At 44.9% G+C, this 14,009-nt stretch carries 11 protein-coding genes; 4 read left to right on the forward strand and 7 right to left on the reverse strand.

Going from position 1 to position 14,009, the window contains the following annotated elements:
* The 4 genes from JGK14_RS06295 to JGK14_RS06310 form a co-directional block, all read right to left on the reverse strand.
* Positions 1-2,364: two-partner secretion domain-containing protein (locus JGK14_RS06295; protein ID WP_325314862.1), on the reverse strand; the 2,364-nt coding region annotated here is incomplete at its 3' end.
* Positions 2,365-3,175: 811 nt separating this feature from the next.
* Positions 3,176-5,020: a DUF3352 domain-containing protein gene (locus tag JGK14_RS06300; protein ID WP_325314863.1), complete on the reverse strand. Its 1,845-nt coding sequence runs from the start codon at positions 5,018-5,020 to the stop codon at positions 3,176-3,178.
* Between the two features lie 358 nt (positions 5,021-5,378).
* Positions 5,379-6,470 (reverse strand): hypothetical protein, encoded by a 1,092-nt coding sequence (locus tag JGK14_RS06305; RefSeq protein ID WP_293208088.1) that lies wholly within the window; start codon positions 6,468-6,470, stop codon positions 5,379-5,381.
* Positions 6,471-6,668: 198 nt separating this feature from the next.
* Positions 6,669-6,833, reverse strand: coding sequence for a hypothetical protein (locus JGK14_RS06310; protein WP_293174425.1), 165 nt, complete (start codon positions 6,831-6,833; stop codon positions 6,669-6,671).
* A 68-nt stretch (positions 6,834-6,901) separates the two neighbouring features.
* Between JGK14_RS06310 and JGK14_RS06315 the strand changes: the two genes are divergently transcribed.
* The 3 genes from JGK14_RS06315 to JGK14_RS06325 all read left to right on the forward strand — a co-directional run bounded on the left by JGK14_RS06315 (position 6,902) and on the right by JGK14_RS06325 (position 10,526).
* Positions 6,902-8,140: an LL-diaminopimelate aminotransferase gene (locus JGK14_RS06315; RefSeq protein ID WP_325314886.1), complete on the forward strand. Its 1,239-nt coding sequence runs from the start codon at positions 6,902-6,904 to the stop codon at positions 8,138-8,140.
* A 251-nt stretch (positions 8,141-8,391) separates the two neighbouring features.
* Positions 8,392-9,537: an AAA family ATPase gene (locus JGK14_RS06320; protein WP_293312544.1), complete on the forward strand. Its 1,146-nt coding sequence runs from the start codon at positions 8,392-8,394 to the stop codon at positions 9,535-9,537.
* Between the two features lie 8 nt (positions 9,538-9,545).
* Positions 9,546-10,526 (forward strand): hypothetical protein, encoded by a 981-nt coding sequence (locus tag JGK14_RS06325; RefSeq protein ID WP_293312542.1) that lies wholly within the window; start codon positions 9,546-9,548, stop codon positions 10,524-10,526.
* Between the two features lie 37 nt (positions 10,527-10,563).
* Here JGK14_RS06325 and JGK14_RS06330 read toward each other — a convergent pair whose 3' ends face one another.
* The gene (locus JGK14_RS06330) at positions 10,564-11,184 is read right to left on the reverse strand and encodes a Uma2 family endonuclease (protein ID WP_293195639.1); all 621 of its coding nucleotides are present in this window, start codon (positions 11,182-11,184) and stop codon (positions 10,564-10,566) included.
* 191 nt (positions 11,185-11,375) lie between these two features.
* Between JGK14_RS06330 and JGK14_RS06335 the strand changes: the two genes are divergently transcribed.
* Complete coding sequence (locus tag JGK14_RS06335; protein ID WP_293193443.1) at positions 11,376-12,020, forward strand: Uma2 family endonuclease; 645 nt, start codon at positions 11,376-11,378, stop codon at positions 12,018-12,020.
* Positions 12,021-12,160: 140 nt separating this feature from the next.
* Here JGK14_RS06335 and JGK14_RS06340 read toward each other — a convergent pair whose 3' ends face one another.
* Complete coding sequence (locus JGK14_RS06340) at positions 12,161-12,766, reverse strand: hypothetical protein (protein WP_293174443.1); 606 nt, start codon at positions 12,764-12,766, stop codon at positions 12,161-12,163.
* 3 nt (positions 12,767-12,769) lie between these two features.
* Entirely contained in the window at positions 12,770-13,951 is a 1,182-nt protein-coding gene (cofH, locus tag JGK14_RS06345) for a 7,8-didemethyl-8-hydroxy-5-deazariboflavin synthase subunit CofH (protein ID WP_293174446.1), read from the reverse strand.
* Between the last annotated feature and the right edge of the window lie 58 nt (positions 13,952-14,009).

Below are 14,009 nucleotides of genomic sequence, written 5' to 3' on the forward strand. Positions count from 1 at the left end.
TGGATTTTGAGTAATTGTCGGCGCTGGTGACAAATTCGATATCGGCGCTGGATTTTGAGTAATTGTCGGCGCTGGTGACAAATTCGAGTTCGGCGCTGGATTTTGAGTAATCGTTGGTGCTGGTGACAAATTTGATATCGGCGCTGGATTTTGAGTAATTGTCGGCGCTGGTGACAAATTCGAGTTCGGCGCTGGATTTTGAGTAATTGTTGGCGATGGATTTTGAGTAATTGTCGGCGCTGGTGACAAATTTGATACTGGTACGCTGGGTTCAGTAATTGTCTGCCCAGGTGCAGGTGCGGGTGCTGGTGCTGGTGCTGGCGCAGGTGCTGGCGCAGGTGCGGGTGCGGGTGCGGGTGTCGGTGCAGGTGCTGGCGCGGGTACTGGTGCGGGTGTCGGTGCGGGTGCAGGAGTTCGCCTGGGTGCTGGCGGAGGGTTGGGTGTCGGTGCCGGAGTCGGTGCGGGTGTCGGTGCCGGAGTCGGTGCGGGCGTCGGTGCAGGTGCTGGTGCCGGAGTTGGTTCGGGAGTCGGTGCAGGAGTCGGTGCAGGGGTTGGCGCCGGAGTTGGCGCCGGAGTTGGTTCGGGAGTCGGTGCAGGAGTCGGTGCGGGCGTCGGTGCAGGAGTCGGTGCAGGAGTCGGTGCAGGGGTTGGTTCGGGAGTCGGTGCAGGAGTCGGTGCAGGAGTCGGTGCAGGAGTCGGTGCAGGAGTCGGTGCCGGAGTCGGCGTCGGCGAGGTTGAAGAAGTTGTGATATTAATTTGCGTCGGCTGTACGATCTGAGTCTTTGAGCTGGGAAAACTTCCGGATGCAATAACATTTTCCTTCTTGTCGCTCCCAGTGGCAATGCTGCCAGCAGTACCGTTCAAGCTGTTATAGTTGGGCCCGACGCCGAAAATAGTGTTTGAGGCTTGACCACCGTGGCTAATGGTGATATCTCCACCATTCGCGCTACCAGTCGCGGCCGCGGCAATGCTACAAGCTTGCGCCAAGCAGGTAAAAGTACCTGTAGCTCGGAAATAACGGCCGGCTGAAATGTTAATATTTCCTCCGGCTGTTCGCCCTTGGGTGTTGATACGGGTTACTTCAATGTCATTGCTGGCCTTGAGGGTGACTTGGCCGCCTTTTTTTTCTTCGGAGTTGGCGTCTATGAAGCCTGTTTGAATGCTGCTTGAGGCTGCAATACTAACGTCTCCGGCGTTGCTGGTTTTGTCGATCGAGCCTGCGTTGATATTGCCGGTCTCTACTTTTCCTGTACGGCTGGTGACGGTGATGTTGCCACCTGCTGCGGTGGTGGAGTTGGAGTTGAGGGCGAGAGTGCTAATGTCGCTGCTGGCTTGTAGGACGATCGCACCTTGTGTACTCGTCAGGTTGCCGCTGGCTGCAAGGGTGTTGGCTGCTTGAATTTGGATCGATCGAGCGCTGGCACCTTTGACTGCAACATCCCCCGCAGCTACTATTCGGTTAGATGCTGTAAGTACCAATTGACCGCTTGCATTGACGCTGATTCCTGTAGCATTGGTTTGACCGACCCCTGTCAGCAGTTCCGGCAAGGATGCGACTGCTGTTCCAGGGCTGCTTGTCGCTGACGACGGCTGGATGTCCAAACTCAGCAAACTATCTCCCTGACTGACGCGCACTAAATTTGTCCCGGTGACTGACGCAACGGTAATTTTACCGCCCGGTGCCGAAAGATTGCCTGTGCTGACAACGGTGCCGCCAAGCAAAGTTAAGTTCTGCCCTGACTTGACTGCTAAGTCGGCTGTGTTGACAATTGCCCCAGCTCGATCGGCTCCAAAAGCAAAGGAATTGGGCGTGCCCGTCAGAGATGTGTAGGTGTTAGTACCGATCGCGTTAAACGAATTAGAACCAAATCCAATACCGGTAGCCGTGGTTGCTGTGAAAGAAGCCGGCACATTTAAGCTGGCACTGTTGCCAAATATGATGCCCGAGGGATTCATCAGAAACAAGTTAGCATTACCGCCGGTTAATTGAATTGAGCCGTTAATAATCGAAGGGCTACCGCCATTGATGCGGCCTAAAATGTTGCGAATGCTGGGATTTGAGATAAAGTTGGCTATCTGATTTGGCGACAAACCGAATTGTGTAAAACTGTGGAAGAGATTTTGTTTGTCGTTCGATAATTGTCCGCCTTCAATGTCGAAGCGAGTTTGCGGTGTAGGAGTTCCGCTTGGGGTGGGAGTGACTTTAGTGCCAGTTCCATCGTTCGCTGGCACAATTTGAGCTTCGGCTTTTGCTTGCAAAAAGTAAATATTTATCAAGACTATTTGCACATAAAGTGCCAGTTTGCCAATTCTTTTTCTTGACATTAATTTAGCCGGTATTTGAAGATTCTTGGGGTTTTTCATAGTTTTAAAGGGTTTAATTTTTAATAGGTCGCAACAATAACGTATAGCGGCTATCACAAAGATTCGCGGACGTTGTTGGGCTTGGACTCTCTTGGTTTAAGCGGTTATATAAGCTGTCAGTCATACCTCATTTTTTTGAGAAAGGCTATATCTTCTTTACACTCTCAATATAACTCGCAATACCTAGACTATACATCTGCCACATGATACACTCAAAAAAACGGCATTTTAGACCCACTCCGACGCCGATTAACCGATTTTTTTTTACTCTTATTAAGACTTTCAACGAAGGATGGGGTTAAAAATTAGGTTCTGCGTCCAAGAGCGATCGGGAAAATTTCTGGTCAAACATCTTTGCTTTCCTCGGTTCAAAAACAACAAAGCTATCTCCACGATAGCCTGTAACGAAAATTATGACAAGAAAAAGTATAGCCTTTCTCAAAAAGATGAGGTATGACTCATAGCTTATATAACCAGTTCCACTAAGAGGGCTGAAGCCCAACAACGTACCTCATCTTAAGGTTTGAAGGTTGGTGTGTGTCCCGGAATGTTATTGCTTCTTCTTTCTTCCTTGGGCTACAAGCCAATTTTTTAGAGTTTGCTTGCTGCAACCCGGTTTTTTTTATAAACCGGGTTTGGCGGTTTCTTGGTGTGAGGTTTGGTGACGTAAAACAACTTAAATCCGGCTCACTTTTCCTCTTAAAATCAAATCCACTATTGTCGGTTTCGATCTGCTGCTTTTCGGTTTTAATCGATCGCCATTTTGCTGTTTAAGGGGCTGTCATAGCGGATTTTTGGCAGGATTTAAGAGTTAATTCGGTGAAGTTTGGACGGTGGGCGAGGGACTGGGTGAATCAGGGCTTGGTGAGGATGAGCTCGGTGAAGGTGAACTCGGTGAAGGTGAACTCGGTGAAGGTGAACTCGGTGACGATGAACTCGGTGAAGGTGAACTCGGTGAAGATGGATTCGGTGAGGGCTTTGGTGAAGGAGTCGATTGGTCGGATTTTTTGAGACCGACAAAAGCGTCGTAGCGGGTGGTACGATCGCCAATCACGGCCGCTGTAATGCCGATCGACCGCGTGGCATCTATCCAGATTTTTTGGTTGGGAGGAAACTCCGGCAAAGCCAGGTTTTTCGGGTTAAACGCACTCTCGGTGTCGATGAAAAAATTGCCGTTGTGAGGCTTAAGTTGCGATCGTACAGTTTTTTGGAACAATTCGCTACTTAAAAGCGGACTTGTCGGCGCCGGAACGATCGCGTCCACCACGGGTGCTCCTACTGTGATAAACAGCACATCCTTCATCCAGCCGCGAGTTACAGTAATCCCTCCAAACGGCGATTTCCATTGAGTCGCAGGTTGACCGCCAACTTGAATTTCCTCAACTCTATACTGCTTATTTTTCATCATTTCATCAAGCTGTTTCAGGGATTTGTTAGCGGCGCCGCGGTTGTTTGTTTCCACCATAAATACAAATCCAGCAGCAAATTTGTCTTTCGGATTCTGCGCGGGGGCTGGTATTAATGATAAAGAAAATTCTCCCGCCATCCAGTTGATGAAATCTTTATCTAAATCCTGGCCAGTAGTCGATTTTAAACCAGTACGCAAAACTTGAGGATTAATCGGTGCAAGCGGGTTAGCATCAGATCCCAATACGTAGTCTTGCCACAAACGCTGCAAGTTACCGCCCGATACCATCATGATTGTATTGTTTGGCAGGCGATTAGCCATTTTTAGAGCATTATTTTCCACTGCTATACGAGTAGTAGAATCTGGTTTTAGCCAAGAGATTGATTTGAATCCAATTCCGTCTGCATCCAGCGTCGCTGTGGTGGCAAATCCTTGATTTTGTTGCAGTTTTTCCAGGTTTTCTACCGAAATTTCGCGGGATGAGTTGGCGGCTGTAAAGGCTGCTGCAACGGGCATATTCACGTAGATTTGACCGAAGGCACCGACATCCTTAATTTGTTGGATGGCGTCTCCATAGCCAGGAGTTTTTGCGAGGGATGGTTCGCCTTTGTAGGTGTCAATTATTCTGTCTGTGGCGGTGGGATCTGTGGTGACTGCTAGATAGTTTGTTCCGAGTACCGCGACTGAGAAATTGCGATCGGGTATACCTTGAGTTTCTGTAACTTGCACTCCTTTGTAATTGCGCTCAACCATTTTTCCTTGGTTGAGGGGTCTGGGTTTTGCTAATAATTCTTTGGCTTTAATCGGGTTGGAGATGGGCAGGATAATTGCTACTGACTGCTGAATTGGCTGAGGTGGGGGCGCGTTGGGCGCGCGCGGGGGAACTGGTATCGCTGTTTTGTTGCGGAGAAACGCCACCATTACCGTGTTACCCACCCAAGGCTGAATGTCTTGCTGGTAGGCGTAACCGTTGCTTGTCAGGAGGCGATCGCGCAATTCGCTTAAAAACCTTTCAAACGAAGCTTTTGACTCCGGCGTACCAAATTCTCGCAGCCTATTCCACTGCGATTCATCGGTAGTGATGGATAGAGCCATCATCGCATCTTGGGGAACAACGACGGCTCCCGCTGGCAAATCTTTGGCGGGGCCTCGGGAAATGACGATCGAGTATGCGAGGATACCTAAACCGATCAGAAGTGTGGCGGCTCCGATCGTAAACAGCAGGGAAGATTTATCTTTCTTGAACATTATTCGTAAAGTTCTGGTACTCGAAACATCATAAATTATATTGGGGATTGGGCATGGGGAATTGGGAATAGGGCATAGGGCAAACAGGGCATTGGGCATTGGGCATAGTGGGTGCATCTGGCGCAAGGCAAATATATTCGTAGGGACTCTCGCATGACCTCCGTGAATATGGGATTATAACTAATAACTTATATGCGGTCATGCTTCTTCAGGCTTCAAAAACCAGATGTACCCGGCATAGTTAGCGGTTAGCGGTTAGCAGTTAGTAGTTTTTATAATCACAAACAACAAATAACAAATTACCTATGCCCCATGCCCCATGCCCTATGCCCCATGCCCTATGCCCTATTCCCCAATCTTAGTTTCTAGCCTTAAAGTCTTTAAAGATAGTTTGAAATGAGTACATCAGCCTGTGAACATCGTTTGTGGCCCTAGGAAAGATATTGTGTTCCCATTTTTTGCGCGCAGTAGTCAGTAATTTTGCCACTGGTTGCGAGTAACTATTAGAAATGAAATAGCTGCCACCTTCGTAGCGAATATCTGACGCCAATCCGATAAAAGCACCAGCCATTTCTAGTTGAAGTTCCGAGGTGCAGTGTTCAGATTTCACCGCTAAAATTACTTGCGAGTGTCGGGGTTCGCGGTTGAGCAAACGGCAGACATTCGCTTCTTTTTGGTACAGAATTAAAACGTTGCAGTTGTGCAGAACTCCGGCTCTACCTTGCACTTTGACTCCGAGATGAATTTCCAGGGCTGGTTTGTCGGGAAATTCTACAACAGCATGAGTGTATGGATGTGCTGTTCCGTGGATTTTTCCGGCTGTTTTTCTAAACGTTAAATATTTCGGTGTTTCGTCGTCTAAAACATTGTTATAATAGATGTTGCCGCCTTCGTTAGCAACTGCTTTCAGCAGGATGGTGAATAGGTAAGCATCAAAAATTCTAGCTTGTTCTGCCACTCCGTTGAAATCTGGATCGATCGAGCTTTTTAACTTGCTCTTAATTTCAGAATTGATGGCGTAGTTGCTAGGTTCAGAGGGCAGTTTTTCGAGTAATTGCTTGAGGGCGATCGCCTGTTTGTGGCGTGGGGCTGTTAAAGTGGACGTAAACTCGATGGTTTGGGCTGTTTTTGCGCCGGAATTGGCAAAGATAATTTTGGTACCGAGGGGAGAGGTTTCCGATTCTACTTTCAAGAAATAAGCAATCTCGTCTTCCATTTCCGAAGTGTTCACCGTCGCTTGTTCGACAGCAGCAATTAACAGCAAAAGTTGTTCTTTTGCGGTATAATCTTCTATCTTGAGCAGCGGTGTCTTTCGTTTGAGCGATCGCTCTTCAATTACTTTACCTATCTCTACACTATTGGCGACTTGTTCAACTACCCAACCTAAATTAAACTCATTCAGAATGGCCGCCAGTTCTTGACACAGTTTGGCGTACTCTATCTCATCCATAATTGGTTCTGCGTTGCACACTATATCTAATTATACAAGCTGGTTGATTTTTTTGTCAATGGCTGTGATGGAGGAGATGGGGAGAGGGGGAGATGGGGAGAGGGGGAGATGGGGAGAATGGGGAGATGGGGAGAATGGGGAGATGGGGAGATGGGGAGATGGGGAAATTTTTTCTATCGAACTTCAATTGGGATTTATTTAATCCTTTGTAAAATCCGTTGCCGAACTTTCTACGTCTTGAGGGAGACAATTAGCAGTAATAGCAATTTTCAAACAGAATGCAACTGCCGGCCCCATGCTGCAAACTCGCATATCGCTCGATTGTTCCCAATTCTTCAATTCTTCAATTATCCAATTCTTCAAATCTAAAATCTAAAATCTAAAATCTAAAATGGTATAAGCTATTGTACGACATTGAGAGCGATCGCACTATGGCAACTATCAACGACAACTACCTCAAACTCAAAGCCGGCTACCTGTTTCCCGAAATCGGGCGCAGGGTAAAAGCTTATGCAGACGCGAATCCCGGTGCACCCATCATCCGGCTGGGGATTGGCGACGTGACGGAACCGCTACCGGAAGCTTGTCGGGAGGCGATGGTGAAAGCGGTAGCAGACATGGGTTCGCGGGATACATTTAAAGGATACGGCCCGGAACAAGGTTATGAATGGCTGAGGGAGAAAATTGCAGAGCACGATTTCAAATCGCGGGGATGCGATATTGATGCTTCGGAAATCTTTATTTCTGACGGTTCTAAGTGCGATTGCGGCAATATTCTCGATATTTTCGGCAATAATAATACGATCGCAGTTACAGATCCAGTTTACCCGGTGTACGTAGACACGAACGTGATGGCGGGACACACGGGAGATGCGAACGAAAATGGCGAATACGAAGGTTTTGTGTACCTCCCAATATCCGCAGACAACAATTTTACCGCCCAAATTCCCACAGACAAGAAAGTCGATTTAATTTACCTGTGTTTCCCCAACAATCCGACGGGCGCAACCGCAACCAAGGAACACTTGCAAGCTTGGGTAAACTATGCTAAAGCGAACGGTTCGATTATTTTCTTCGATGCAGCCTACGAAGCCTATATTACCGATCCGAGCCTACCACACTCCATCTACGAGATTGAAGGGGCGCGCGATTGTGCGATCGAATTTCGTTCATTTTCCAAGAATGCCGGTTTTACAGGTACTCGCTGCGCCTTAACAGTCGTACCGAAAACTTTGACAGGAAAAGCCGCCGACGGTTCCGATGTCGAAATTTGGAAGTTGTGGAATCGCCGCCAATCTACTAAATTTAACGGCGTTTCTTACATCGTGCAGCGCGGTGCTGAGGCGGTTTATTCCGAAGCTGGCAAAGCACAAATTCAGGCATTAGTCAATTTTTACATGGAAAATGCCGCGATTATCCGCGAGAAATTGACAGCAGCAGGAATTGAGGTTTTTGGCGGCGAAAATGCGCCTTACGTGTGGGTGAAAACACCGAATGGTTTGTCGAGTTGGGATTTCTTTCAGAAGTTGCTGGAAACTTGCAATGTGGTGGGAACACCGGGTTCTGGTTTTGGTGCAGCGGGCGAGGGTTATTTCCGTATTTCGGCGTTTAACAGTCGGGAGAATGTGGAGGAAGCAATGAGACGAATTGTGGAGAAGTTTAAGGTGTAAAACGGCGAGAGATAAGTCTTTTTGGGGGCGGGCAAGATGCCCACCCCACAAGAAACTTGATGTATTGTGGAACAGGCATCTTGCCTGTTTCTTTGGGCGGGCAAGATGCCCACCCCACAAGAATTTATTAATGTGTTGTGGAACAGGCATCTTGCCTGTTCCTGAAAATAGTAAAAAATGTGAGTTATAATCTAAAATGATTGTGGCTCAGCGTTTCAATAAAGAATACCAGCCAACACCAGGAGTTTTTTATGCACTTGCTACGAGTTCAAGTTCCTGATTTTCGGGGATTAAAAAATATAGACATCACTTTTGAAAAAGATTTTGTTCCTAGTATTTTTCCGCTGGGAAGCCAAAATGGCGGCGGTAAAAGTACGCTGTTGCAGTTAATTTTTGTATTGCTGCACTGTTCTGTTGATGACGAGAAAAAACCGTTTATACAGAATCTGCTTCAGGGATTTAAAATTTTGGGCTGGGAAGAAAAAAAAATAGCAATCATTGATATTTGGGATGGAAAAAATATTGTCAAACTTGAATTTTATTGCCAAATTAGTTTTGAAGAGGAAAAATATTCCCCAGAGTATGATTATAGAGGCGACGATGAAAATATCAATGAGGAAAATAATATCATATATATATGTTCTCTTGAAAAGTTTGAAGATGAAGATGATATGACAACTATAGCAAGTACAGAGTTAAAATGTCGTTTTAACAATCAAAGCCAGGAGCAAGTAAAATCATTCCTAAAGAAGATATCGCAGAAAATTTTTCTAGCAGCTCCTTCGACACAGATTTTTTTATTTCTCCCGCAAAAATCTAGGGAACTATTATTTAAAAAATCCAGTACCGGAGACAATAATTATTATGGTATACTCGAATCAGCACGATCTGAATTACAAGGCTTGTTTACCTATGACTTCCTTGCTGTAGAGCTACTTATTGAATCATTTGAGGCTGCTCGCGATCGCGATTTCGGAGAAGCGATACAAACAGGTAGCTACGGGAACAGTTATCAAACTCTAATTAAGGACTTAAATCTGCTGTTAGGGAATAAAAGGATAAATTTAAATAAAGATTTTTCGGGAGTTAACTTTAAATTGGATCATAATGGTGAGACTATAGAACTATATCCCGAAGATTTAAGTCACGGCGAACTCAAAAGACTTAGCATTTATATATGGCTCAAATCCCGGAGCATAGAAAATGCTATAGTTTTGATGGATGAAGTTGAAATTGCTTTTCATCCAGATTGGCAATATCAAATTATATCAGACCTCAAAGAGTGGGCACCGAGCAATCAATATATTCTGGCAACTCACTCCTACGCATTGTGTGAAGCTTTGACACCTGCTCATGTTAAAGAAATCGAGCCAAAACTAATCAAACAAGAATCCTAATACTAGAAATGAGTCTGAATTCAAAACAGCTAAAAGAACATTGCAAGATGATTCTTGAATCTCGCAGAATTAAGAATAAAATTGTTGTTCTCTGCGAGGGTGTTATTTCAACAATCGAGGGTATAAAATCGCCTCAAGCTTATAAAAACATGGAGACACTGCCGGATGCAAACTTTTATAATGCTTGCGTTCCAAAATGGTGGACTCAGAAACGACCACAATTTTTCAACTGTGGCGATCGCGAAACTGTAATCAATACTTATTTCAATCTTTTAAGATTACACGAACAGCCTACCACTAACTCGTATTTAGATCCAAATCGGCTTTTTGCAATGATAGATTTAGACTTGCACTTGCAAAAGATTAATATTGATAATTACAGTTTTCGTGATACAGAAGCAATTTTTTGCAGTCTTTACGAAAATTCCCAGGTGAAAGCACAAAATGCAGCACAGCACCGGATATGGATTACAGGCTTGATTCATAAGGAGGCATATTTTGTCACACCTGAACTTCAATCAGTATTTGATGATTATCCTAATTCTCCGATGTATCAGGATAATCCTGTTCAACTGAATACTATTTATATGGATATGGCTGATAAAATTAGTAGCGATCCAGACTTGAAGAATAACCTTAACATACATAGAGCGCTCGATCGCATAAATCATTGTTTAAATTGTACGGACTTAGATAAACTTCAGGATTCATGGAAAACTGAGTTTGAAAATACGTCTGATGAAACGCGCAAGCAGCAATTAATTATGGCTTTGCTCACAATTAAAAAAGCTAAAAATTCTTGGGAAAAAATTATGTCACCCGTTGGCTGGAGTGGTAAAGAGCGCCAATCTGATGAGGATCGCAAAGCTATAGAACGCCGATTTAGAGAACAACTATCACTAAAGATTGGAGAATTTTATTCACAGCAAAGTAGCGATGTTAAGTGTCATATTCCTTTTTTTTTCAACACATTGCATGAGTTCGTTTGAATAAAACACCTCAATTATAATTTTGCAAGATATCGGCTTACACTAAACCAGCTTGAAAAATCTGATTGGCTGTGAGGTTCAAATCGGGAAAAGTTTGCGACACAATCCGATCGCACTCCCGAAACTTGAGAATTTGATATTCACCATCAACCAAGTTACACACAGAAATAGTCGGCTGTTTCGGATTACCAATAAAATTGCGTCCACCCAACGCAGCATAGTCCACAATCCAATATTCAGCGATACCCATCTCCTCATAATCACCATATTTCAAATAGTAATCATCGCGCCAATTGGTTGACACAACTTCGATCGCCAAAGGTATCGATGCACCTAAACTGAGGACAGATTGTTTTTGCCACAATGGTTCATTCACAAGGTTTGCACGGTTCAGCACCAACAAATCGGGGCAATAACCAGAATCTTTTTCAGGAGGTCTAACTATCACTTGGCGAGGGATACCATAGGGCAATGCCAGACGTTTGATTTCATAAGGAATTTCGATGCCAAGAAAGCTGATAACTTCCTCGTGTTCGCCTACTGGTTGTGCCATCTCAACAATCTCTCCATTATGCAGTTCGTAGCGTACCGTCGCATTTTCAGGTAGCGACTCTACAAATTCCTCGAAGTTTACGAGTTTGGGTAAAGTTTGAGTCATAGGTTTTTAAAATGACTGATAATACTAATTATACCAAATCTGGCTTTGATGTCTAGCAATCATAAATCTGCGATCGCCCATCTCTTCTCGTTGCCCGTGCTACACTCAACAGATATCTTCAAAAACTCTTGTGAGGTAGGCATCCTGCCTGCCTTTGGCAGAAACTTAACAACTAGCTCTCAATTCAGCTTATGATTGTTATCGCTCCCGTCCTCAAACCTATTAGCCAGATTCAGCTTACTCCCGGTAGTGTCGTAACTATTCCCAATATAACTTGGCTCGAATTCGAGTCGATTTTGGAAGAATTGGGAGAAAAGCGATCGGCACGAGTTGCTTACAGCAAAGAAACTTTAGAAATTACGGTTTCCTTACTAGAATGCGAAATAACGAAAGATTTAATCTCTGATATTGTCAAAATTTTACTCAAGTCTGCGGGTAGAAGATACGAACCATTCGGTTCTACTACTTTCAAGCGGGAAGGTGCAGCGGGAATTGAACCTGATGCTTGCTTTTATATTCTAAATTATCAGCGGATGATTAGTCGTCGCCGACTTTTGCCGGACGATCCGCCGCCGGATTTAGCAATTGAAACGGATGTAGCTTCTAAAACTACGATCGATGCTTATCTAGCTATTGAAGTTCCAGAAGTCTGGGTTTACGACAGCGGCAGACTTCGCATCTATTTGCTGCAAGAAGGAGAGTATGTAGAATCGGATATTAGTCCGAATTTTCCAGGAATTGCGATCGCCAAACTGATTCCTTCTACAGTGGAACGTGCTTTGCAGGTAGGAAGTTGTCAAGCGCTAGAAGAATTTGAAAGTGCGATCGCCCGATAGTCCCAAACTTTAAATCGCGATCGATCGTTGACTTTTAATGAAATCCTAAATGTCCGTTAGCGAAGCCCTCGAAGAGGATCGCACTTTACCAACTGAGTCAAAAGAGCGTTAGCGAAGCCCTCGAAGAGGATCGCACTTAATCACCCATCTTGTACCATCCAAACTAGCATTCCCAAAATTTGCTCCAGCGGAACCAAGGCATAATCATTAAGATCCAGTGATACAGTTTTTTCCTCCAATTTAAGAAATCGCCACTGCGTACCGTTGCTAACACTCCCATAAACAACAGGAATTGGTTTTCCCTTCGCTTCATTAAACTTCTGCATTGCTACCATTTCGGCAATACACTGTCCAATTCCTGTTTTTAAATCTGCTTTTTTAGCTTCAACAACTGCGACTGCTGGTGCTTCAATTTCTAACATTTCTGAAGAGCGACTAATCAAGAAATCACAAATTCCATTCAGTCCTTGTTTGAAATCTACGGTAAAGTCTTCTCCCGAAAACAAGCTAATCTTCTCCTGCAAAATCTTTCTGACTTCGAGCAGTACGGGGGTAATAATCATTTCCGATCGCGCTTTTTCACTTCCTGTCGCCACAGCTACGGGTAAACTGTGCGCCAAAAAATCTGTCAGGGTTGCACTTGGAGCGATCGGAGTTATTTGCGGTAGAAATCGCGGGCCTTCTACAGTTGTTAATCCAAAGGCTTGTTTGACTTTGACAATTGTGGTGAACTCGCTGTAAGACATCGCTCAATTTCTCCTAATACCTATTGGCGCCATTTTTTCAACCCCCACAGGTCGATAAATTGTATCCCTTTGCTGATAATCTCGCCCCAAAGAACTAATCGCATTTTGCAAATCTTCTACAGATTGACAACCGCCGCCAACCGCACCTGCCATCGTGGTAATGTGTTCTTCCATCAATGTGCCGCCGATGTCGTTGCAACCCCATTTTAACGCTTCTTTAGCTCCGTCTAAACCTAATTTCACCCAACTCGGTTGGTGATTGGAAATCGTATTTCCCAAGAAGATTCTCGATACTGCGGTGAGCAACAATGTATCTGCTAAAATTGGTTGATCGCGGCCGACTCGACTGCGTAAAGGGGCTGGTGCTTCTTGCCCGACAAAGGGCAGTAAAATGAATTCTGTGATGCGAGCTGGATAGTTGTTGTTAATGGCACTTTGTTGGAGCGATCGCACTTTTTCTAAATGCAAAACCTGCTGCCCTGCCGTCTCAATATGCCCGCAAAGCATCGTACTCGTTGTCGGCAAACCTAAGCTGTGAGCAGTTCCTACGATTTCTAGCCAAGTTGCCGAATCTAGTTTTTCCGGGCAAATCACCCGTCGCACCGCATCGTCGAGAACCTCCGCCGCAGTACCAGGTATCGAACCGACTCCCGCATCCCGCAATGCCGAAATTACATAGCTGAAACTAAGACGATCTTGTCTGGCAATAAATTCTATTTCTTGGGGCGAAAAAGCGTGCAAGTGTAACTGCGGAAATTTATCCTTAATAGTTTTCACTAATTGCAGATAATAAGGCAAAGATCCGCCATTAAGCTTTGCTTGAAGATTTAAGCCGCCCTGCATACAAATTTCCGTCGCACCCCGCTGCACTGCATCTGTTGCCTTGTCCTGAATTTGGGCTGTATCCAACCAAAAAGCGCCCTCATCTCCGTCGTCGCGGCGGAATGCACAGAAACTGCAATGCTGCTCGCAAATATTGGTGAAATTAATATTGCGGTTGATAACATAAGTAACAATATCGCCTGATTGTCGGTGGCGGAGCAAGTCAGCGGTTGTTTGAATAGAAGCGATCGCATCTGGCTCTCTTTGCTGCAAAAGTACCAATGCCTCTGCGCTAGAGATGTTATAAAGTTGTAAAGCGCGATCGAGAATTGCATCAACAGTTTTATTTTCCGATTCAGTCACAAAATCCACCACTAAAATTAACGGCTTTTTATATCTTAACAAATCAACTATGGACGAA

Origin of the sequence: Microcoleus sp. PH2017_28_MFU_U_A (assembly GCF_020738035.1) — a bacterium.
Taxonomy (GTDB): Bacteria; Cyanobacteriota; Cyanobacteriia; order Cyanobacteriales; family Microcoleaceae; genus Microcoleus.

Excerpts from the sequence above, each read along its gene's own strand:
- JGK14_RS06300 (WP_325314863.1), bottom strand. The coding sequence starts at position 5,020 with ATGTTCAAGAAAGATAAATCTTCCCTGCTGTTTACGATCGGAGCCGCC.
- JGK14_RS06305 (WP_293208088.1), bottom strand. The coding sequence starts at position 6,470 with ATGGATGAGATAGAGTACGCCAAACTGTGTCAAGAACTGGCGGCCATT.
- JGK14_RS06315 (WP_325314886.1), top strand. The coding sequence starts at position 6,902 with ATGGCAACTATCAACGACAACTACCTCAAACTCAAAGCCGGCTACCTG.
- JGK14_RS06320 (WP_293312544.1), top strand. The coding sequence starts at position 8,392 with ATGCACTTGCTACGAGTTCAAGTTCCTGATTTTCGGGGATTAAAAAAT.
- JGK14_RS06325 (WP_293312542.1), top strand. The coding sequence starts at position 9,546 with ATGAGTCTGAATTCAAAACAGCTAAAAGAACATTGCAAGATGATTCTT.
- JGK14_RS06330 (WP_293195639.1), bottom strand. The coding sequence starts at position 11,184 with ATGACTCAAACTTTACCCAAACTCGTAAACTTCGAGGAATTTGTAGAG.
- JGK14_RS06335 (WP_293193443.1), top strand. The coding sequence starts at position 11,376 with ATGATTGTTATCGCTCCCGTCCTCAAACCTATTAGCCAGATTCAGCTT.
- JGK14_RS06340 (WP_293174443.1), bottom strand. The coding sequence starts at position 12,766 with ATGTCTTACAGCGAGTTCACCACAATTGTCAAAGTCAAACAAGCCTTT.